The sequence below is a fragment of the Cytobacillus sp. ABV4_503 genome, from assembly GCF_056158445.1.
This window is the reverse complement of sequence record NZ_JBSWTH010000001.1, coordinates 2,047,882-2,067,747: the sequence shown is the minus strand read 5'-3', so window position 1 is coordinate 2,067,747 and position 19,866 is coordinate 2,047,882. Positions and strand designations below refer to the sequence as shown.

21 protein-coding genes are annotated in these 19,866 nt (G+C 40.5%); 15 read left to right on the top strand and 6 right to left on the bottom strand.

What is annotated here, in order from left to right; translation table 11 throughout:
- The first annotated feature begins 112 nt into the window (after positions 1-112).
- The 4 genes from ACXAD1_RS10375 to ACXAD1_RS10360 all read left to right on the top strand — a co-directional run bounded on the left by ACXAD1_RS10375 (position 113) and on the right by ACXAD1_RS10360 (position 2,988).
- Positions 113-622: a mismatch-specific DNA-glycosylase gene (locus ACXAD1_RS10375; RefSeq protein WP_370221485.1), complete on the top strand. Its 510-nt coding sequence runs from the start codon at positions 113-115 to the stop codon at positions 620-622.
- A gap of 200 nt (positions 623-822) precedes the next feature.
- On the top strand, positions 823-1,788 hold the full coding sequence (locus tag ACXAD1_RS10370) for a S8 family peptidase (RefSeq protein ID WP_206839826.1): 966 nt from the start codon (positions 823-825) through the stop codon (positions 1,786-1,788).
- Positions 1,785-2,594 (top strand): endonuclease I family protein, encoded by an 810-nt coding sequence (locus ACXAD1_RS10365; RefSeq protein WP_474909985.1) that lies wholly within the window; start codon positions 1,785-1,787, stop codon positions 2,592-2,594. Before ACXAD1_RS10370 ends, ACXAD1_RS10365 begins: the two co-directional genes overlap by 4 nt.
- A 76-nt stretch (positions 2,595-2,670) precedes the next feature.
- Positions 2,671-2,988 carry an MGMT family protein gene (locus ACXAD1_RS10360; protein WP_370221481.1) on the top strand — a complete coding sequence of 106 codons (318 nt, stop codon included), beginning with the start codon at positions 2,671-2,673 and terminating at the stop codon, positions 2,986-2,988.
- A gap of 50 nt (positions 2,989-3,038) precedes the next feature.
- Here the strand turns inward: ACXAD1_RS10360 and ACXAD1_RS10355 are convergent, their stop codons facing one another.
- Positions 3,039-3,296: a YpbS family protein gene (locus ACXAD1_RS10355; protein ID WP_370221480.1), complete on the bottom strand. Its 258-nt coding sequence runs from the start codon at positions 3,294-3,296 to the stop codon at positions 3,039-3,041.
- A gap of 263 nt (positions 3,297-3,559) precedes the next feature.
- Between ACXAD1_RS10355 and dacB the strand changes: the two genes are divergently transcribed.
- Entirely contained in the window at positions 3,560-5,044 is a 1,485-nt protein-coding gene (gene dacB / locus ACXAD1_RS10350; protein WP_474909984.1) for a D-alanyl-D-alanine carboxypeptidase/D-alanyl-D-alanine endopeptidase, read from the top strand.
- A 55-nt stretch (positions 5,045-5,099) separates the two neighbouring features.
- On the opposite strand, the gene ACXAD1_RS10345 is transcribed toward dacB, so the two are convergent.
- The gene (locus ACXAD1_RS10345; RefSeq protein WP_370222569.1) at positions 5,100-5,633 is read right to left on the bottom strand and encodes a YceI family protein; all 534 of its coding nucleotides are present in this window, start codon (positions 5,631-5,633) and stop codon (positions 5,100-5,102) included.
- A 207-nt stretch (positions 5,634-5,840) separates the two neighbouring features.
- Between ACXAD1_RS10345 and ACXAD1_RS10340 the strand changes: the two genes are divergently transcribed.
- Positions 5,841-8,417 (top strand): helicase-related protein, encoded by a 2,577-nt coding sequence (locus ACXAD1_RS10340; RefSeq protein ID WP_474909983.1) that lies wholly within the window; start codon positions 5,841-5,843, stop codon positions 8,415-8,417.
- A gap of 53 nt (positions 8,418-8,470) precedes the next feature.
- Here the strand turns inward: ACXAD1_RS10340 and ACXAD1_RS10335 are convergent, their stop codons facing one another.
- A complete protein-coding gene (locus ACXAD1_RS10335; protein ID WP_474909982.1) occupies positions 8,471-9,604 on the bottom strand; it encodes a zinc-dependent alcohol dehydrogenase in 1,134 nt (377 codons plus the stop codon).
- 248 nt (positions 9,605-9,852) lie between these two features.
- Here ACXAD1_RS10335 and ACXAD1_RS10330 point away from each other — a divergent pair, with 248 nt between their 5' ends.
- Positions 9,853-10,314 carry a CoxG family protein gene (locus tag ACXAD1_RS10330; RefSeq protein ID WP_370222563.1) on the top strand — a complete coding sequence of 154 codons (462 nt, stop codon included), beginning with the start codon at positions 9,853-9,855 and terminating at the stop codon, positions 10,312-10,314.
- 40 nt (positions 10,315-10,354) lie between these two features.
- Here ACXAD1_RS10330 and ACXAD1_RS10325 read toward each other — a convergent pair whose 3' ends face one another.
- Positions 10,355-10,837: a ribonuclease H-like YkuK family protein gene (locus tag ACXAD1_RS10325; RefSeq protein ID WP_474909981.1), complete on the bottom strand. Its 483-nt coding sequence runs from the start codon at positions 10,835-10,837 to the stop codon at positions 10,355-10,357.
- A gap of 249 nt (positions 10,838-11,086) precedes the next feature.
- On the opposite strand from ACXAD1_RS10325, the gene ACXAD1_RS10320 reads away from it, so the two are divergent.
- From ACXAD1_RS10320 to ACXAD1_RS10305, 4 genes are all read left to right on the top strand, one after another.
- Positions 11,087-11,530: a YndM family protein gene (locus ACXAD1_RS10320; protein WP_206839843.1), complete on the top strand. Its 444-nt coding sequence runs from the start codon at positions 11,087-11,089 to the stop codon at positions 11,528-11,530.
- Positions 11,531-11,683: 153 nt separating this feature from the next.
- Positions 11,684-13,072 carry a DEAD/DEAH box helicase gene (locus ACXAD1_RS10315; RefSeq protein ID WP_474909980.1) on the top strand — a complete coding sequence of 463 codons (1,389 nt, stop codon included), beginning with the start codon at positions 11,684-11,686 and terminating at the stop codon, positions 13,070-13,072.
- A 22-nt stretch (positions 13,073-13,094) separates the two neighbouring features.
- Positions 13,095-13,676 carry a branched-chain amino acid aminotransferase gene (locus ACXAD1_RS10310; protein WP_474909979.1) on the top strand — a complete coding sequence of 194 codons (582 nt, stop codon included), beginning with the start codon at positions 13,095-13,097 and terminating at the stop codon, positions 13,674-13,676.
- A 112-nt stretch (positions 13,677-13,788) separates the two neighbouring features.
- Entirely contained in the window at positions 13,789-14,421 is a 633-nt protein-coding gene (locus tag ACXAD1_RS10305) for a spore coat protein (protein ID WP_474909978.1), read from the top strand.
- Between the two features lie 55 nt (positions 14,422-14,476).
- Here the strand turns inward: ACXAD1_RS10305 and ACXAD1_RS10300 are convergent, their stop codons facing one another.
- Positions 14,477-14,770 (bottom strand): hypothetical protein, encoded by a 294-nt coding sequence (locus ACXAD1_RS10300; protein WP_474909977.1) that lies wholly within the window; start codon positions 14,768-14,770, stop codon positions 14,477-14,479.
- A gap of 257 nt (positions 14,771-15,027) precedes the next feature.
- Between ACXAD1_RS10300 and desA the strand changes: the two genes are divergently transcribed.
- The 3 genes from desA (at position 15,028) to ACXAD1_RS10285 (ending at position 17,897) form a co-directional block, all read left to right on the top strand.
- Positions 15,028-16,071 carry a Delta(5) desaturase DesA gene (gene desA / locus ACXAD1_RS10295; protein ID WP_474909976.1) on the top strand — a complete coding sequence of 348 codons (1,044 nt, stop codon included), beginning with the start codon at positions 15,028-15,030 and terminating at the stop codon, positions 16,069-16,071.
- Between the two features lie 93 nt (positions 16,072-16,164).
- Positions 16,165-17,301, top strand: a complete 1,137-nt coding sequence (locus tag ACXAD1_RS10290; RefSeq protein WP_206839849.1) for a sensor histidine kinase — start codon at positions 16,165-16,167, stop codon at positions 17,299-17,301.
- Entirely contained in the window at positions 17,298-17,897 is a 600-nt protein-coding gene (locus tag ACXAD1_RS10285) for a response regulator transcription factor (protein ID WP_206839850.1), read from the top strand. The genes ACXAD1_RS10290 and ACXAD1_RS10285 overlap by 4 nt, the downstream gene beginning before the upstream one ends.
- 39 nt (positions 17,898-17,936) lie before the next feature.
- Here ACXAD1_RS10285 and ACXAD1_RS10280 read toward each other — a convergent pair whose 3' ends face one another.
- Positions 17,937-18,242 carry a hypothetical protein gene (locus tag ACXAD1_RS10280; protein ID WP_019379946.1) on the bottom strand — a complete coding sequence of 102 codons (306 nt, stop codon included), beginning with the start codon at positions 18,240-18,242 and terminating at the stop codon, positions 17,937-17,939.
- Positions 18,243-18,675: 433 nt separating this feature from the next.
- Here ACXAD1_RS10280 and ACXAD1_RS10275 point away from each other — a divergent pair, with 433 nt between their 5' ends.
- A complete protein-coding gene (locus ACXAD1_RS10275; protein WP_474909975.1) occupies positions 18,676-19,773 on the top strand; it encodes a branched-chain amino acid aminotransferase in 1,098 nt (365 codons plus the stop codon).
- Positions 19,774-19,866: the final 93 nt, after the last annotated feature.

The window sequence follows — 19,866 nt, the reverse complement described above, 5'->3', positions numbered from 1 at the left end:
TTCGGTATGAAGAAGGGCGCCTGCCCTATTTTCCTATTAAGAGTTTTTCTTTTAAACCCAATTGGATTTTATGTAAAATAACTATACCTTGATATAAAGAGAGGATGGTTAAATGAAGCCTATTAAAGACCATTTGAAACAAAATCTTGATTTGCTGTTTGTCGGCTTCAATCCAAGTATTCGATCAGGAGAGACAGGTCATCATTTTGCAAATCCAAACAACCGATTTTGGAAGATCCTATATGAATCAGGGCTGACTCCTCGTAAATTTGATGCATTTGAAGATTACAAGTTATTGGAATTGGGATATGGCATGACAAATATTGTACCCCGTCCTACTAAAGCAGCGGACGAAATAACAAAGGAAGAATATAAAGAAGGCAGAGAAGAGCTGATTAAAAAAGTAAGTGAATTTAATCCTAAGGTCATTTGCTTTGTTGGAAAAGGAGTATATCAGGAATACAGCCGCAAAAAGAGGCTGCCATGGGGAGTGCAGGAGGAATCTGTGGTTCCCGGAACGATTGATTTTGCTGCTCCTTCGTCTTCTGGACTGGTCCGAATGAAAATGGATGAAATTATTCAAATCTATGCGGAGATTCCGAAGCTATTAAAAACTCTCTGATAAAACCAATTTTTGAATGGTTGCCGCCTGGTCAGCATCATGCTGTTTCATAGGGCAAATAGCACAAACTCTTCCTTATTCACAAACAATTTTCTAGTATTTTCCCCTACCAACGGTACTGTTAATTAATATTCAGAATTGTTAAAATGAATTCAACAGCAAGAACCAGCTTCAATTTAATCTCTTAAGGAGGGAAAGAAATGGAGCAATATGTTCGTGTTATTCCTTTTAAGGTGATTCGTCAGGAAGAGGAAGTTATGGAAGTTCCAAAAGGCGTGGAATTGATTCAGGCGCCAAAGATGTGGAACGCAACAAAAGGAAAAGGAATTAAAATTGCTGTTTTGGACACCGGATGTGACCTAAGCCATCCTGATCTGAAGGATCGAATAACAGGAGGACGGAATTTTACAGACGACGATAACAGCGATCCAAATGTTTTCAAAGACTATAACGGCCACGGCACACATGTTGCAGGAACTATCGCTGCGTATGAAAATGATGCTGGTGTCATTGGGGTAGCGCCTGAAGCTGATCTCCTTATTGTGAAGGTCTTAAACAAGGATGGTTCCGGCCAATACGAATGGATCATCAATGGCATTTATTATGCCATCGAACAAAATGCTGATATCATCTCCATGTCACTTGGCGGACCAGCTGATGTTCCTGAACTGCATGATGCGATAAAAGCTGCTGTTAAAAAGAATATCCTTGTGGTCTGCGCAGCAGGAAATGAAGGGGATGGGGACGACTCAACCGACGAGTTTGCTTATCCCGGCTGCTATAATGAGGTGATTAGTGTAGGGGCTATTAACCTTGAAAGGGATTCTTCCGAATTTACAAACTCTCATAATGAAATAGATTTAGTGGCACCTGGTGAAGAGATATTATCTACCTTTTTGAACGGGAAATACGCAACGCTTAGCGGCACTTCAATGGCAGCCCCGCATGTTTCAGGTGCGCTGGCTCTAATCAAAGATTTAGCAAACAAGCAATTTGAAAGAAAGCTTTCAGAACCGGAATTATATGCACAATTAATCAGAAGGACAGTTCCGTTAGGCAATTCGCCTAAACTGGAAGGAAACGGACTTGTTTATTTAACCGTACCTGAGCATTTAGCCGGGATCTTTGACCAAAAATTCAAATCCATGGTTCATAATGCTATATGATTAAAGTGAACAATATTTCTGCAGCATGGGCAGAGGCTCAGTCAAAGTATATTGAAAATGTTCAGAATGAACCGTATTATGACGCTCAGAAGGATATCCTCAATCTGGAGGACTACTACAGCAGCCTTGATTTTGAAAAAGAAGACATCCCGGAACAAATCCATACTCTGTTGGTTCGCAGCCATAACCGGCAATTGGATTACTCCCCTCACCAATATGTATATCCATGGGTGGATCTGCAGGAAAATCTCAAGCTAAAAAGTTTATATTCCGGGAAAGGGATGGACCCGCTTAAAGCCATTGACCAGGATCTCAAGCTTTTGCAGTCGGTTCAGGAAAGCGGCTTTAGCAGCAGAGAAAGAGTAATTTTTAATACTGAGCATGTCATTCCGCAATCCTGGTTTGAAGAAAGTCAGCCAATGAGAGGGGATCTTCATCACCTGTTTGCATGTGAACCGGCATGCAACAGTATGAGAAGCAACTTCCCCTACTATGATTTTGAAGCCTATACTCCGGAATTCGAGGCTGAGAGTGTCAGGACCGGATGCGGAATGGCAGAACAGGAAAAGTTTGAGCCTGAATATGGAAAGGGTATTGCCGCAAGAGCAGTATTCTATTTTGCTGTCAGATATAAAAAAGTAATTAAAATCGAAGAAAAGATGGATATGCAGATTTTGCTGAGATGGCATGCAGAATATCCAGTGACTGTATATGAGAAGCATAGGAACGCTGCCATTCAAGAGCTCCAGGGAAACCGCAACCCATTTATTGATTTTCCGGAACGTGCAAAGAAAATGTTAGGATAATATAGGATAATAAATGTGCCCGCCTGAAACTCAGGCGGGTTTGTTTTATAATATAAGATAAAAAAGGAGCAATCATGTGCAGCCATTTACAGAAAACGTTATAAAAATCATTAAAAACATTCCAAGAGGAAAAGTCATGACATACGGACAAATAGCAAGGCTGGCCGGGAGCCCCAGGGGAGCTAGACAGGTGGTCCGGATACTTCATACCCAAAGTGAAAAGCATCAGCTTCCGTGGCATCGGGTTGTCAATGGGAAAGGGGAAATTGGGTTTAAAGACGGAGATTTGCATGACATTCAGAGAGAACAATTAGAAAATGAGGGGATTTACTTTAATATAAATAATAGAATTGATTTGCAGGAATTTGCCCATGAATCATCACAGCAAATATAAAAAAGCGTGCCATCCAATTGGAAGTCACGCTTCTTAATAATCATAAGTACCTATTTTGTCTTTGATGCATATTCCTCAATCATCTCAACGGTTACATACTTTCTTGCAGGTATAATTCCCTGTTTAGAAAGTTCATTGATTTCAGCAGTTACTTCATTTATCTTATCCGCAGAAAATGGAAGTCCCCTCCTGCATAAATCCAATGCTTGCTCAATATAGTATTCGCGCTGCTGCTCCAGGGCAGCAAATTTCGTAATAATCTTATTCTGCTTTCCTACATGTTCTGATATTGCTTTATGTACACTCATTCTTTCCACCCCTTATAAAATTCACCTGTTTTTATCATACCATTTTCTAATAGCATTTTAAGAGTAAATATATTCTTATTAGCATAATATTTATTTTAAATAAAAATAGGAAATAATAGCCAGTCCTCATAACTTTTACAGTGGAGAATAAAATAGTTAAGTAAATCAAAAATTGATTCTTTTTCCTCATTATGGAAATAAAGGGAACACACCTTTCTAAGAAGAAAAGGTTAAGAAACAAAATGGAAGGTGGCTTAATACATATGAAAAAGAGTGTAAAAATAAATATCAGTTTATTGCTGGTATTTATGCTGGCACTTGTTCCTTTTGCTCAGCCCGAATCGCCTCAAGTCCAGGCAACGGAAGAAGGCAGCGAACTTGTACAGCAGTTAAACCAAATGCTTAATAATGATCCAATTCTTCAGGGAGGACTTGCAGGAGTGAGTATCCGCAATGCGGAAACAGGCGAGCTGGTATACGACCATATCGGAGATATACGTTTAAGACCGGCTTCTAATATGAAGCTTCTAACAGCAGCTGCAGCTCTAGAAACATTAGGAGAAAATTATCAGTTCACAACAGAACTTCTTCACACAGGTTCAATAAAGGGAAATACACTTCAAGGTGACTTGATCTTAAAAGGAAAAGGGGATCCAACCCTTTTAAAAAAGGATTTTGATTCATTTGCCGTTAAAGTAAAAGAAGCAGGCATCAAAGTTATTCATGGCAGGCTGATCGGTGATGACACGTGGTATGATAATGTACGCTATTCAACCGACCTGTCATGGAGCGATGAATCATGGTATTATGGCGGACAAGTCTCGGCACTAACTGCCTCCCCAAACGAGGACTATGACGCTGGCACAGTAATTGTAGAGGTTTATCCCGGAGAAAAAGCCGGGCAGGAACCGATTGTAAAAATGGTCCCGGAAACAGATTACATAAAAATCGTCAATAAGGCTAAAACCGTCACTAAAGATGAAAAGAAGGATATCCATATTGAAAGAGATCACGGAACGAACACCGTTACAATCGAAGGAGAAATTCCAGTTGAAGGCAGCCGTTCAAGGGAATGGATCGCTGTATGGGAGCCTACTGGCTACGCATTGGATCTATTGAAGCTTTCTCTCGCTGAACAAGGCATTAAAATCAAAGGGAAAACAGAAGCTGGCACTGCCCCAGAAGACGCAACACTATTTGCTGAGCATAAATCCATGCCGATCAAAGATTTGTTCATACCATTTATGAAATTAAGCAATAATGGCCATGCGGAAACATTAATCAAGGAAATGGGCAAAGTTGCCAAAGGAGAAGGCAGCTGGGAAAAAGGGCTGGAGGTATTAGAAGAACAAGCAGAAGCCTTTGGGATGAATAAGGAAACTCTCGTACTCAGGGACGGTTCTGGAATCTCACATGTGAACTTAATTCCGGCAAATGAAATCTCAAAACTTCTTTTCGAAGTACAGGACGAAGAATGGTTCAGCTCCTATTTGAACTCATTGCCGATTGCGGGCAATACAGACCGGATGGCGGGAGGAACTCTTAGAAATCGCATGAAAAACTCCAATGCCGCAGGGAACGTGAGAGCAAAAACTGGCTCCATCTCAACAGTCAGTTCATTATCAGGATATGTTAAGACATCCAGCGGGGAAGAGCTTATCTTTTCTATTATTCTGAATAACTTAACTGATGGGAGTGAAGGTAAAGTTATTGAGGACAAAATAGCCACGCTATTAGCCGATCAATAAAACATTAGAAAAGGGCAGGATACCGTTTCGCCGGTAAACCTGCCCTTTTTCGCTCTTACTCTGCTTTTGCTGCCTGTATCTGCAGGTCAATTTTCACTTTATCTCCAACAAGTACTCCGCCTGTTTCAAGGGCTGAATTCCATGTTAAGCCATAGTCGCTTCGCTTGATTGCTCCAGCAGCAGTAAAACCGACTTTTTCATTGCCCCAAGGATCTTTGCCTGACCCTTCATATGTCACAGTAAAGGTTTCTGTATTTGTTGCACCATGAATAGTAAGATCGCCGGTAACATCATATTCATCATCACCTTTGTTTACAATGACTGTTGATTTAAAGGTCATTTTCGGATGGTTCTCAACATCAAAGAAGTCAGCAGAACGCAGGTGATTGTCACGATCTTCATTGCGTGTATCAACACTTGAAAGTGAAACATTGAAAGAAATATCAGCAGTTGTTAAATCTGCAGGATCTGCAGTTATTTCTGCATCAAAGCTATTAAAGCTGCCTTTCACGTTAGCGATCATCATATGTTTGATAGAAAAATCCACACTGCTGTGCGCAGGATCAACTGCCCATTTTGTTTTAGCCATATTTTTCTCCTCCAATAGTTCGAATTCATTTGTTTTGAATTCAAGATATTTTAATTCTAAATAAATTATATGCTGGTTCAAGTTTTATGTCAATGATATTTTTTCAAAAGATGGTAAAATGAAGACTACTTAAATTTTCGATTTCATACATAACCTAAGTCATAATGATTTCATCACGATTTGGTGATGTTTAAAGGGGAACGGACCATGAATCAGCTTGAACAGATTTACAATAATGCTGCAGAGCATACAAAAATAAAAATCCTGGAGGATGCCGACCGCTATCTGGGAAGTAAAGAGCCGATGCCATCCTATAAGGAATATCTTTCTGAAAGATTTCATTATATCGATCAAATCTGGGTAAATGTGTGGCTGAATAAAATCACTGCCAAAATATCCAAGCATGAAAAAAAGAAATATCTAGGTGAAAAAGGGTATGACACAGAAAATGCAGACAGGAAAATAATTAATCACCTCTTCCGGACTGAAATGAGGGATTATCAGCCTTTTAACAGTTTGGACTGGCTTAATGACCTATTTGAAAGCAATAATGAAGCTTGGGCTGAGCGCTATGAGAATGCACGGGCTCATTATCTGCAGAAAGCAGAAGAGGAGCTTCTTCAGCGAAAGAAGTATCGAATCCGCGAAGATATTGAAAAGAAAATGGATGAAATTATTGAAAGAGATTATAGCCTTCTATATCTTCATGTCAGACATAAGGCTTCAAAGCAGCTGGCCTCCGATTTTAGAAACAAGATACGATATCAAAAAGCGGATACCTTTGCTCTAGAGGAAAAACTTGAGGAGACAGGCAGCTTTGATGCAGGTGATTATACAGTAATGGGGGAATTCTTTGAGGAGCTGACTGGAAATATTCATAAAGCCTTGTATGGGGGCAAAGGCTATTTTGAATATGAAGCCTATTACTATGTCTATAAGAACCATATATCGGGATTTCTGTCCGATTCTCTGCAATCGTTCGTCCTTCAAAACCTTCCGCATCATTTATTCGAGGAATATGAAGACGCTTATCAGAAACCTCTTACCGGTAAGTCGGTGAAGAAGTTAATGGCCCATACTCTTCAGGATCTTGATGAAAGTTTTTTTGAAAGCATTCAGGAGGAATATATTGAAGATCTGCTGAGGCTTGCGGATATACCGTTTGACCCTGAAGTCCATAAAGTTCTGCTCGAGAAGGATATTGCTGACAGGGACAGAAAAATTGCTGAAGAACTGGCTGAGCAGCAGCGGAAGAAAGAAGAAGAGGAACGCATGCTCGAATACATATTCGGGCAGGAATACAGCCCCTCTGTAGAACGGGCCAAAAGGTATGTACTTCATATTGGTGAAACTAATACAGGGAAGACACATCATGCCCTTGAAGGAATGAAATCGGCCCAAAGCGGCATGTATTTGGCACCTTTAAGGCTATTGGCACTCGAAGTATATGATAAACTGAACCGCGAAGGGATACCCTGTTCTTTGAAAACCGGCGAAGAGGAGAAGTCAGTTGCCGGTTCTGAGCATCTTTCAAGCACCGTAGAAATGTTCTATGAAAAGGACTATTATGACGTCATTGTCATTGATGAAGCCCAAATGATCACGGATAAAGACAGAGGCTTTTCCTGGTATAAAGCAATTACCAAGGCAAATGCCAATGAAGTCCATATCATTGGCAGCCGCAGCGCTAAAAGCATGATGCTCCAGCTTCTTGGCGAAGCAAATATTGAACTGAATGAATACAGCCGGGATATTCCTCTTGAGGTCGAAGCAAAGGAATTCAAATTCAGTCATGTGCGAAAAGGCGATGCACTCATCTGTTTTTCAAGGAAGAGAGTACTTGAAACTGCCTCCAGACTGCAGCAGGAAGGGCACTCAGTAAGTATGATTTATGGAGCGATGCCTCCTGAAACCAGAAAAAAACAAGTCCAGCGTTTTATAAATGGAGAAACTTCCGTCATCGTCTCCACTGATGCCATTGGGATGGGACTCAACCTGCCTATCCGGAGAATTGTTTTTTTGGAAAATGATAAGTTTGACGGAACGAAAAGGAGAACCCTTACTTCACAGGAAGTTAAGCAAATTGCTGGAAGGGCAGGGCGAAAAGGGCTTTACAACATAGGGAAAGTTGCTTTTACAAAAGATATTAAAAGAATGAAGGCCCTGCTTGAAATGGAGGATGCCCCAGTCCACAGTTTTGCCATAGCCCCAACAAATACAGTATTTGAAAGATTCCAAAGGTATTACCGTGATCTCGGATCATTCTTTGAGCTTTGGGATAAGTTTGAGAGCCCCAGAGGAACCAAAAAAGCGGCATTAACAGAGGAGAGAGACCTGTATGAAAGGATACGCGGCACAGAAATTGAAGCAAAGCTTGGCCTAATGGACTTATATGGTTTTCTCCATCTGCCATTCTCCAAAAAAGAACATGATCTTGTCCGTCAATGGGAAGAAACCATGTATGCCATTATTGATGGGGAGGAGCTTCCTGAGCCCAGAATCAAGAACCGGAATTTGGAAGAGCTGGAATTGACTTATAAAGCAATTGGCCTGCATTTGCTGTTCCTGTATCGTCTTGAACAGAGAACAGAAGCGTTATACTGGGAAAGATTAAGGGAAGAGATCAGCGACCATGTTCACGAGAGACTGAAAACCGATATTAAAGAGCTCTCAAGAAAATGCAGAAAATGCGGCAAAAAATTGCCCTGGGAACACGAATATCAAATCTGTGATGAATGTCATTCTTCACGTTCAAGAAGAAGGTTTCATTACTATAGAAGGTAATATCCCTCATTCCATTTAAGAAGCCTGCTGGCAAGACAGCAGGCTTTTAAGTATTAGGGCTTCAAAACTACTTTTATGCAATTGTCTTCATGGCCATTGAAAATTCTATATCCATGACTTGCGTCTTCAAGATTAATTTTATGGGTAATGATGTCTTTCGGATCGAATTCTTCATTGACAATTTTTTCATACAGCATGGGCATGAATGGAATAACAGGAGCCTGTCCCATTTTCAAATTGATATTCCTGGCGAAGAAGGCACCCAGCGGGAACATGTTATAGTTAGCCCCATAAACACCTGTAAGCTGAACCGTTCCTGTTTTTCTTACCGCTTTAGCTGCAATCTGTATTGGCCCGAGCGTACCTCCTTGAAGCTTCAGCTTTTGTTCAATGAATTCCAGAGGTGACTTTTTGCCATCCATTCCAACACAGTCAATAACAACGTCAGCGCCTCCGTGTGTAATTTCCTTTAAATGCTCTCCCATATCAGGATACTTTGTGAATTCAAATACCTCGACCTTATTTGATTCCTTGGCATGATTCATCCGATAATCCAGATAATCCACGGCAATGACACGTTCTGCACCTTCCATCCAGGCAAACTTCTGTGCCATTAATCCAACAGGACCACAGCCCAGTACAATGACTGTATCTCCTTTTTTAACTCCTGCGTTCACGACACTCCAATAAGCTGTAGGGAGGACATCAGATAAAAACAGCAGTGATTCATCTTCAAGCTCGCATGATTCGGGTACAAGAAATGGAGTGAAATTGCCAAAGGGGACTCTTAAATATTCCGCCTGGCCCCCTGGGTGATTCCCAAATTTTTCAGTATACCCAAAATAGCCTCCTGAATCATAATGCGGGTTTGAATTGTCACATTGACTTGTTTGGTCCTGCTTGCAGTATGCACATTCTCCGCAGGAAACATTGAAGGGAATGACCACTCTGTCGCCTTTTTTTACTTTGGTTACTTCAGGCCCGGCTTCCTCCACAATCCCCATTGGTTCATGACCAATAATATATCCTTCCGGCAGCGGCATATTCCCCTGATACAGATGCAAATCAGAACCGCATATTGCTGTGGAAGTAATCCTGACAATAATGTCATCCTTTTTATCCAGCCTCGGGTCATCTTCGTTGGTCACAGCTACCCGGTTTGGTCCCTGATAGGTTACTGCCTTCATTTTTAGCACTCCTGTTCTGAGATTTTGTTCTCGATTGCGAATAAATTTTGTTAAATTTATGGAAAGTGTCTTTTAACAATATTATAAGTTTCACTTAAATTCTTCTTATTATTCGGCTCATTCAGAGATGAGGATGGTTAATATTAGCTTGGCAACTGGGCGAATCATTAAATTTATGAATTTTACCCGTCCATTACGAATAGATATTCATGGAAAACAACTAAGAAAGTCTTAAAGGGGCGGTAAAAATGGCAAGCTGCGCACATCAGGCTGAAGTAAACATACCGGTTGAGGCAATTTGGAACTTTGTCAGTGATATTGGGAACTGGGCACCCTTAGTACCCGGTTATATTGCACATGAGATACTAAGTGACAAAGAATCAACCTGGAGCTTTAAAAGCGATATGGGGATTATTAAGAAAAAGATTGAATTAAAAGTGGCTATAACCAGCTGGCAGGAGCCCACAAAGGTGACCTTTCAATTAACAGGGCTTAATGAGAAGTTTACTGGACATGGATATTTTCTTGCGGAAAAAGGCAGCAATAATATTAACATCATGACAGGGTCACTTGAAATATCAGCCGAGGGAATGATGGCCAAAGTGGCTAACTCATTGCTAAATACAGCTCTTCCGGAAATTACTGCAGAATTGACAGAGACTGTTGCATTAAAAGCGGAACAGGAATACAGGGAGCATGCTGGCGTTTAGTTTGTCTCTCATTGAAAAGAACTCATTAACTTGAGTTCTTTTATTTCGTATATCGGTTAGCATAGCTGGAGGCTACGAAAGCTTCCGGCTTTATTTTTGGCTCTAGGCCGATCGATTCGATCCTGGAGACCATTTCCTTCACAAATTCCCGCGTTTTGTTTCTTTTGCCTGATCCGATGTCCATATGTCCTTCCATAGAAAACGAACCGCCTTTGTAAAGGAATGGAAGAACGATATCAAACATTTTGTCTTTGTACTCCTCTGTAAACAAAGAGACCACTTCTTCAGTCAGCGAGGTTTCATAGGAGATTCTCTCATGAAGGTGCAGCATTTTCCTGGAGATAACGGTTTTTCGAATACATGCCCAGGCGCCTTTTCGCTCATTTTGAATCACAATCCCGGTTATAAACACAGTGCGATTGCAATGCACCTGTGAATCTGTTCCAATCATCAGCCTGAAGTTCCCATCAGGATTTCGCTTTATAAAAAGTAAGATACGGTTGAATACCTGCTCAAAAGTCATATTCCTCTCCTGAAGATTTTGAAATGTATATTCAGCATTCACCTATTATCACCACATTAAGTATTTTGTCTCGGAGTATCACTCTTCCACAACCTTTAACTTAAAATGTAATCCCTATTACTGCCATTATATTGAGGGACACTGAACAAGTTGTTTATTTTTTTGAAAAAATTGTTTTTGCAGCGGATGAACGGAAAATGAATGGGAATTTGAAGATTGATGAAAGCTATGGTAAAAGGAGGAGCTCTTATGAACAAAACACTCATTTTTATCCTTAAATCAGCAGCAAGCTTGATTGCTTTTGCCATAGCACTTGATTTATTCTTCGATGCCTCATTGGCGGATATTGTTTCTTTCAGTCTTCTGGTAACAGTCATGTCTTATTTACTCGGAGACCGCATCATACTTCCAAGGCTGGGAAACCGGAATGCCCTTATTGCAGACTTTTTCCTGGTTTATGCATCTGTATGGGTGTTTGGGAGTGTGCTGCTTAACAGCTACCTGCAAATCGCATGGGGAAGCATCATTGCGGCAGGAATTATCACTTTTTCCGAAGTCTTTATCCACCGCTATTTGCTAAAAACCGCAGCTTCCAATCACCAGGATAACCGGGAGGAAGCCGTCTTGAACCCCCGCCTTGCTTATGGAATGGAAATGGCGGAGGAGAAAGAGCCGACACGGGATTGGGATTGAAAATCATAAAGCAGCTAAACCCAATGCGGACATTACGGCTGCTTGGGTTTTTCTCATTCATTCATAAGAAAAGAATACTCTTGCTATTTTGTCATCAAACACCCAATATTAATAAGGTGCATTTTATCCAAAGAAAAGAAAGTAGGGTCTTATTTGCAGGATTTTTTAACACTTGGCATTTCAAAAAAACGAACCGAGCTTTTGCTTAAGGCTGGCATCGGGAATCCTACCCCCATCCAGGAGAAAGCCATTCCCGCTTTAATGGAGGGAAGGGATATCATTGCCCAGGCACAGACCGGAACAGGAAAGACATTTGCTTTTATCCTGCCGATTCTTGAAAAGCTGGAGCCGGCAGCATCCCATATACAAGCACTGATTGTTACACCCACAAGAGAATTAGCCCTGCAGATCACGGGAGAAGTTCAAAAACTGACTGCGGCTGATGATATAGAGGTTTTAGCTGTGTATGGCGGCCAGGATGTAGACAAACAGCTGAACAAACTAAAGAAAAATGTCCATATTGTTGTCGGAACTCCCGGACGGCTGCTCGACCATATTAATAGAAAAACTATTGATTTATCAAAGACAGATTTTTTAGTCTTGGATGAAGCCGATCAAATGCTGCATATCGGTTTTCTGGGAGAAGTGGAAGATATAATTAATGAGACTCCCGAAAGCAGGCAGACCATGCTTTTTTCAGCCACAATTCCAGCAGAAATAAAAAAACTGGCACGAAAACATCTGAAAGAACCACAGTATATTCAAGTTGAAAAAACACAGGGACCGGCAGATTCAGTAAAGCAAATCGCCATACATACTATCGACCGTGCCAAGCAGGCTACACTCATGCAATTAATTCAAACTCATAGACCTTATTTAGCCGTCATCTTTTGCCGGACCAAACGCAGGGTCAGCAAGCTTAATGATGTACTAAAATCAAATGGCTTCCAAAGTGATGAGCTGCACGGGGATTTATCCCAGTCCAAACGGGAACAAGTGATGAAACGATTCAGGGACGCAGAATTACAGCTATTAGTAGCAACTGATGTAGCAGCAAGGGGACTTGATGTGGAAGGTGTCACACATGTATTTAATTATGATATTCCACTGGATCCGGAAAGCTATGTTCACCGCATCGGAAGAACGGGAAGAGCTGGCATGAAGGGGCTTGCAATCACTTTTTATTCATCCGCAGACAAACCGCTTCTCGAAGCAATTGAAAAAGGGCTGAACATTTCAATATCAAGGCAGAACCTTGGCAAAAGCCAGGAAAAGCAAAAGCCATCCAGGCCACCAGAAAAAAACTCTCACCTGCAAAAAAGCCCATCTTCACGTGGAAGAAAGAAAAAGGATAATTGGGACGATGCAGACAGAAAAAAGAATGAAGGCAAAACTTCCCCAACAAAGAGCAGAAAAAGCCAAAGGAAAAAATCCAAACCGTTGAATTCAGCTGGTAATGTAAACCGCAGTAAATCACAATCCAAAAAGAAGACTTCAGCGCCTAAAACTGTGAGTGACATGTCAAAAAGACGCGGAAGGTGACCATAATTAAAGGAGGAACAATATGTTAAAAGAACGGATTGAAAATCATCTTAAAAAACCAGAAAACGAAATATACAAAGAAGAAAAGGAATTTGCTGAAAAGCATCAGCTATTATCAAATGCTGAAACTTTAATAGGCAAAAATCCTGAAACCCGCTTTGCAAATGCTTATATAGAGAGAGGAAACAAGGAAACAGAAGAAGTCCTCTCACAGGAGACTTTCGATTTTCTAAACCAGCCTATCGATTATTTTGTAAAAAACATTAAAGAGTTTATGTACCTTGAGTCTGAATGGTTTGGGATTATTGGGGCAGAAGCCATCTCATTTGAATTCGATGACCTGTTCCGAAACTATGATGTCATGCTTGGACTTAAATTGCCTAAGAAGAAAGCAGAAGCGATAAGGTTATATTTAAAAAGGACATTACAAGGTGATTCAGCAACATTTGATTTAATGTTTAACCAGCAAGATGGGTTATGGGAACTCAATTTTGCTTTGGATGACCTAGAGGGCTTTAAAGAAGATATGACCATAAACGAAGCTTACAATCTAATTTACAGATATCTATTCTTATTGGCAGAAAAAATTGAGGAAGCAAACTAAAAAAGCGGTTCAATCGAACTGCTTTTTTTATTTATTTTATTTCCCATACCATGGATATTTCTTTGTGAAATTCTGCATGATATAGATTGTTAATAAAAAAGGAGGAATCAAAATGGAAAATCAGTCTAACCAAATGCATCAAAACATGCATACGGGAAATATACCTCAGCAGCTCAACCATGGAGCACATGAAGTTCTAGATGTTCATGAAGTTTTATCAGGTACAGTCGGCACCTTAAACACATACTCACTTTTGCGTCAGCACGTACAAGATCAGGAACTGGCAAGTCTAATGGACCGCCAATATCAATTTATTCAAGAGGAGTACAATACTACACTGGAATGCTTCCAGACAGGTAAAGATCCTTCTAAACCAACCCAGAGCTATAAAATGAACCAGGATAATGATTTTATTTATGGTTTAAAGCCTGCTCAGCCAAAGAAGCCAATCCAATCTATCTCCGAAATGAATGAAGAAACAGTTTCCGGCTGCCTTCTGGGAGCATTAAAATCGGCCGCTTCCATGAAAACAATGGCTGCACTCGAAACAACAAATCCTGTTGTTCGTAGAGTACTGGCTGATTCAATCCCAAATTGCATTGAGATGGCTTATGAACTTTCGATTTATCAAAACAAACATCATTTTTACCAGGTACCTCAGTTTACACAGCAGGATATGCAGCAAATGTTAAATGCATATGCTCCTGCTCAAGGGCAAATGCCTAATCCTAATATTCCTCATTAAAAAAAGAGCCCCTTGGTAAAATGCCAGGGGCTCTTGCATTCTTTTGCATATGTGGTTATTTAAAGGTTTCATTCGATAATGGAGAGCCAGCAGATGTATGCTGATTCATCCATTCAAGAGATACTTTGGAAACTGTCTGCCAATCTGGAATCTTATCCTTAAATTTTTCAATCCAGCTCATTGCGAATTGGGAATCAATGCCTTTTTCCTCACATTGGCTTAAAAAATCCTGTACGGCTGATTGATTAAATTGATCCCAGCCTCCGCATATGTTCTGCCAAATCTGTTCAATAGAAGCTTGTATGGGTGAATCAATATTCGTTTTGCCGTGTTGATTATGATTGTACATACATAAACTCTCCTTTTTATTTAATATCAATTTCATTATGTCCTTCGGAATTAGAAGTCATGTGCGAGGCAAAATAATCCTATAAAATAAAAAAAACTTTAATGAAACATAAAAATTATAGCCTGTTTATAGGATCTCATCACAATTTTCCAGGCAACCATGACATTTATCATGGTTTGTACATGACACTCATGTCTACAAAACCTTCTGAAAACCCTTTATCATAAGGTTAACGTCATGAAGAAGGGAATTAAAAAATGACTTCTAAAGAAAAACAACTCAACTTAAAAAAACAAATGGCACCATATGAAAAATCAGATTTAACACGCAGCACCATGCAGCTGGTCAATACACTGGGACCTTTTTTCCTGCTGTGGTTCCTTGCTTATAAGAGCCTGAGCATTTCTTACCTGCTGACGCTTGGCATATCTGTCATTGCAGCAGGCTTTCTGGTCAGGATCTTCATCATTTTCCATGATTGCTGCCACCATTCCTTTTTCAAAAATCGCAAAGCAAACAAAATCGTTGGCACATTCACAGGGATCCTTACCATTTTCCCTTATCACCAATGGCAGCATGACCACAATGTTCACCATGCAACCAGCGGTAATCTGGACAAGCGTGGTACAGGAGATATCTGGACACTGACTGTGAAAGAATACCAGGATGCGTCATGGCCGACACGTGCAGCTTATCGCATTTACCGCAATCCGTTCGTCATGTTAGGGTTAGGCCCGATTTATGTATTTTTGTTGAAAAACCGATTTAACAGAAAAGGGGCAAGAAAGAATGAACGCATCAATACTTATCTTACAAATGCAGCCATCGCTGGTTTGTATGCGTTCATGTGCTGGGCCATCGGATGGGAAGCATTCCTGATGGTGCAAGGACCAATCTTTCTAATTTCCGGAGCAGCGGGAATTTGGCTTTTCTATGTACAGCATACATTTGAAGACTCCTATTTTGAAGAAGATGATAAGTGGGAGTATGTAAAAGCGGCAGTAGAAGGAAGCTCCTTTTACAAGCTTCCAAAAGTGCTTCAGTGGCTGACCGGGAACATCGGGTTCCATCATATTCATCACTTAAGCCCGCGCGTGCCTAACTATAATCTAGAAAGCGCACATTATAATACAGCTGAGCTCCAGAATGTACCGACCATTACGCTTTCGACCAGCCTGAAGTCCCTTCGATTCCGCTTATGGGATGAAGAAGCCCAGGACTTCACGGGTTATGGAGCAGCCAGGCAGTCTGCACTCAGAAAAAAACAAAGCAGAGCAAAAACGGCATCTGTGAAGCCATAACTTAGTCTATAGTCTACTGAAGAACAGCTCCTTTGTGATATGATAGCAAAGGAGCTGTTTTATTATTTCACGAATAAAAAGAGGGTACCTCACATGTTTAAAAAGTATTTCACCACATTGAAAAGTTCAGGCATTTCTCCCTATATATGGAGTGTATTCAGCATTTTGCCGTTTTATTTCATCTTCAGATCCACCTCAAAAATCGCCATAGCCGTAGGGATTATCCTGACCATTTTATTTTTTATATCATTGCGTTTTGCCTTTATATCGCGGAAGTGGCCTGTCTATCTATGGACTGGCATCTTAATCAGCATATCGATTACAATGACCATTCTTTTTTCGTTTATTTATTTTGCTTTTTATATTGCTTATTACAATGGCCATATCAAAAACAGGATTGCATTTCTAACGTTATATGTCATCCATCTGGTCGCAACTACCATCTCAATTAACATTAATTTTGTCACACAAAAGCCATTATTTCTTGAGCAGATACCTTTTATCATTATCATCTGGATCAGTGTAATTTTGCTTCCTTTTAACATCCACAATAAGAAAAAGCAGGAAATGCTTGAAGAACAGCTCGAAGATGCCAACAAAAGGATTGCGGAGCTTGTCAAACAGGAAGAAAGGCAGCGGATTGCCCGCGATCTTCATGATACCCTTGGACAAAAATTGTCTCTGATCGGGTTAAAAAGCGATCTGGCCAGGAAGCTCATCAGCAAGGATCCTGACCAGGCAAAGGAAGAGCTTGTAGACGTTCAGCAAACGGCCAGAACAGCATTAAACGAAGTAAGAAAAATGGTTTCCCAGATGAGAGGAATCAGGCTGAAGGAAGAAATTATACTTGTTAAGCAAATTTTAAAGGCCGCCTCTATCGAATTTATCGGGGAAGAAGAAATCAAATTAAAGAATGTGTCACTATTCCTTGAGAATATCCTAAGCATGTGCATGAAAGAAGCTGTGACAAATGTAGTAAAACACAGTAATGCAACAGAATGCCGAATAAGCATTGAACAAACCTGGAATGAAGTTAGCATTACTGTCCAGGATAACGGGGTCGGCATGAATCCTGCAACAGATGTCGGAAAGGGGTCAGGACTGCTTGGATTAGGAGAGCGGCTCGACTTTGTCAATGGAAGCCTTGAAATCGCATCTGAAAATGGAACAACGATTACAATGAAGGTGCCAACAGTCGTAAAGGAAACAAATAAGGAGGAAAAGGCATGATTAAAATCGTCATAGCTGAAGACCAGCGGATGGTGCTTGGTGCTTTAGGATCCCTGTTAAATCTCGAAGACGATATGGAGGTCATTGGCAAAGCATCGAATGGCAAGGAAGCCATATCTCTTGTCCAATCGCTCAAACCGGATATATGCATCATGGATATTGAAATGCCGGAAAAGAGCGGCTTGGAAGCGGCGGAAGAATTGAAAGGCATGGGATGCAAAGTTATTATTCTGACAACCTTTGCAAGGTCAGGCTATTTTCAGCGTGCCCTTAAGGCCGGTGTAAGGGGATACTTATTAAAAGACAGCCCGAGTGAAGAGCTCGCCAGTTCAATCAGAAACGTCGTGGAAGGAAAGCGCATCTATGCACCTGAATTAATGGATGATGTATATGGAGAAGAAAACCCGCTGACCGACCGTGAAAAAGAGGTGCTTGAGCTGATTGCCGACGGCAAAAACACCAGGGAAATTGCCGACCAGCTCAGCATTAAAACAGGAACCGTCCGTAACTATATATCTGCTATTCTTGACAAGCTCGAAGTTACGAATAGGATTGAAGCCATTACCCAGTCCAAAGAGAAGGGCTGGTTTAAATAAAGGTGTTTCTTGCATAAAAAGGCAGCAGCCAACCCAGGCTTAGCTGTCCTTTTTCATTTTCTTTAATTCTTCCATAACAACGAAGGCCAAATCATCATTTCCAAACATTGATAGAACACCAAGCAATGTCTCATCAGGCACATCGCCCGCTTCTTCTTTTGGAACTGTCAGCTCCAGCGCTTCCTGCAGTGAAATATTTTTGCTTTGATCAGGGTATGCCTTTAAATAGATTTCCTCGGGATCTAAATTGTGATTAATGCACCACTGGGCAAAAACGAGAATCATCATTTTTTCTTCGCCCTGATAGTTTTGAATAATTCTTTCTTCAAGCTCTTTGCTGTTCATTTTCATAAATCTCCTTATGTATTTATATATTGATTATAGATATAAATCCATGATTTTTCATCTTAATTGCCATTTCTTTTGCAGATAGAATTTTCAGTAATCCGAATTAATTCTAAATTTATTGTTAATTCATATTGACAATTAAATAGGAGAATATCATAATATTAGAAAAACTTATAAAAACTTTAACAGATAACTGCACTACTGCCTTGAAGTAGAAAAGAGCGAAAGGGAACCTTTTCAAAAACAGCATATGAGTCTTATTACAATAACTGTAAGCAGCTGTTGAACATCCATATGGTTGTTGCCGGGAAGCAAGCCCTTTCGTCCACGCTCGGGGGATGACTGGGCGTTTTTATTTATCCTCTATTAAGAGCAGCAGGAAAAGCAGGCATGAGGTTTTTAAATCATCTACAGATAGGGAGTTTTGACAATGACTGAATTTAAAATTGAAATCAATCGCACACCTGAGAAAAAACAAAAACCTGCATTTGATAACCTGGAGTTTGGCAAAAATTTTACCGATCATATGTTTGAAATGGATTATACTGCCGGCCGGGGATGGCATGATCCAAGAATTGTACCTTACCAGCCTCTTTCACTTGATCCCGCTGCAATGATTTTCCATTATGGTCAAAGTGTCTTCGAAGGGTTAAAAGCATATCTTACAATCGATAATGAAGTACTGCTGTTCAGGCCTGAAAAGAATATGGAGAGATTGAATAAATCCAACTCCAGGTTATGCATTCCTGAAATTGATGAAGAGCTTGCTCTTTATGCCTTAAAAGAATTAATATCACTCGATCGTGACTGGATTCCCAATGTTGAAGGAACCTCACTGTACATCCGTCCATTTGTCATTTCAACTGAGCCATACCTTGGAGTAGCACCATCAAAGAGATACAAATTCATCATTATCCTTTCTCCAGTAGGCGCCTACTATAAGGAAGGCATCAACCCTGTTAAAATTGCTGTTCAAAACGAATATGTCCGTGCTGTAAAAGGGGGAACAGGCACTGCTAAAACCGGAGGAAACTATGCAGCGAGTCTGAAAGCACAGGAGCTTGCCAGCTTAACTGGATATTCACAGGTTCTATGGCTGGACGGAAAAGAAAATAAATATATTGAAGAAGTGGGAAGCATGAACATTTTCTTCAAAATTAACGGTGAAGTTGTAACACCTGAGCTGAATGGAAGCATTTTAGAAGGAATCACCAGAAACTCTGTACTCGAGTTACTGAAATACTGGAATATCCCTGTAGCAGAGCGCAGAATCTCCATTGAAGAAATTTACCAGGCACATGCGGATGGACAGCTTGAAGAAGCATTTGGAACAGGCACTGCTGCTGTTATCTCTCCAATTGGCGAATTTTTCTGGGACAATAAGAAAATTGAAATCAGCGGTGGCATCACCGGGGAATTATCCAAGAAAATCTATGATACTTTGACAGGCATTCAAAAAGGAATCGCACCAGACCCGTTTGGGTGGAGTGTAAAAGTGGAAAAAAAAGAGGCAGCAGGCATTAAGTAATCCCCAATGCAGGCATGGATCGGCATCATAAAGCCGATCCTTTTTTATTTTAGGCATGAAAATCTGCTAAAATGGGAAAATAAAGAAAGAACC

Bases quoted from the DNA above. Each gene is read 5' to 3' on its own strand.
- ACXAD1_RS10375 (WP_370221485.1), top strand. From the start codon at position 113: ATGAAGCCTATTAAAGACCATTTGAAACAAAATCTTGATTTGCTGTTT.
- ACXAD1_RS10370 (WP_206839826.1), top strand. From the start codon at position 823: ATGGAGCAATATGTTCGTGTTATTCCTTTTAAGGTGATTCGTCAGGAA.
- ACXAD1_RS10365 (WP_474909985.1), top strand. From the start codon at position 1,785: ATGATTAAAGTGAACAATATTTCTGCAGCATGGGCAGAGGCTCAGTCA.
- ACXAD1_RS10355 (WP_370221480.1), bottom strand. From the start codon at position 3,296: ATGAGTGTACATAAAGCAATATCAGAACATGTAGGAAAGCAGAATAAG.
- dacB (WP_474909984.1), top strand. From the start codon at position 3,560: ATGAAAAAGAGTGTAAAAATAAATATCAGTTTATTGCTGGTATTTATG.
- ACXAD1_RS10345 (WP_370222569.1), bottom strand. From the start codon at position 5,633: ATGGCTAAAACAAAATGGGCAGTTGATCCTGCGCACAGCAGTGTGGAT.
- ACXAD1_RS10340 (WP_474909983.1), top strand. From the start codon at position 5,841: ATGAATCAGCTTGAACAGATTTACAATAATGCTGCAGAGCATACAAAA.
- ACXAD1_RS10335 (WP_474909982.1), bottom strand. From the start codon at position 9,604: ATGAAGGCAGTAACCTATCAGGGACCAAACCGGGTAGCTGTGACCAAC.
- ACXAD1_RS10330 (WP_370222563.1), top strand. From the start codon at position 9,853: ATGGCAAGCTGCGCACATCAGGCTGAAGTAAACATACCGGTTGAGGCA.
- ACXAD1_RS10325 (WP_474909981.1), bottom strand. From the start codon at position 10,837: ATGACTTTTGAGCAGGTATTCAACCGTATCTTACTTTTTATAAAGCGA.
- ACXAD1_RS10320 (WP_206839843.1), top strand. From the start codon at position 11,087: ATGAACAAAACACTCATTTTTATCCTTAAATCAGCAGCAAGCTTGATT.
- ACXAD1_RS10310 (WP_474909979.1), top strand. From the start codon at position 13,095: ATGTTAAAAGAACGGATTGAAAATCATCTTAAAAAACCAGAAAACGAA.
- ACXAD1_RS10305 (WP_474909978.1), top strand. From the start codon at position 13,789: ATGGAAAATCAGTCTAACCAAATGCATCAAAACATGCATACGGGAAAT.
- ACXAD1_RS10300 (WP_474909977.1), bottom strand. From the start codon at position 14,770: ATGTACAATCATAATCAACACGGCAAAACGAATATTGATTCACCCATA.
- desA (WP_474909976.1), top strand. From the start codon at position 15,028: ATGACTTCTAAAGAAAAACAACTCAACTTAAAAAAACAAATGGCACCA.
- ACXAD1_RS10290 (WP_206839849.1), top strand. From the start codon at position 16,165: ATGTTTAAAAAGTATTTCACCACATTGAAAAGTTCAGGCATTTCTCCC.
- ACXAD1_RS10285 (WP_206839850.1), top strand. From the start codon at position 17,298: ATGATTAAAATCGTCATAGCTGAAGACCAGCGGATGGTGCTTGGTGCT.
- ACXAD1_RS10280 (WP_019379946.1), bottom strand. From the start codon at position 18,242: ATGAACAGCAAAGAGCTTGAAGAAAGAATTATTCAAAACTATCAGGGC.
- ACXAD1_RS10275 (WP_474909975.1), top strand. From the start codon at position 18,676: ATGACTGAATTTAAAATTGAAATCAATCGCACACCTGAGAAAAAACAA.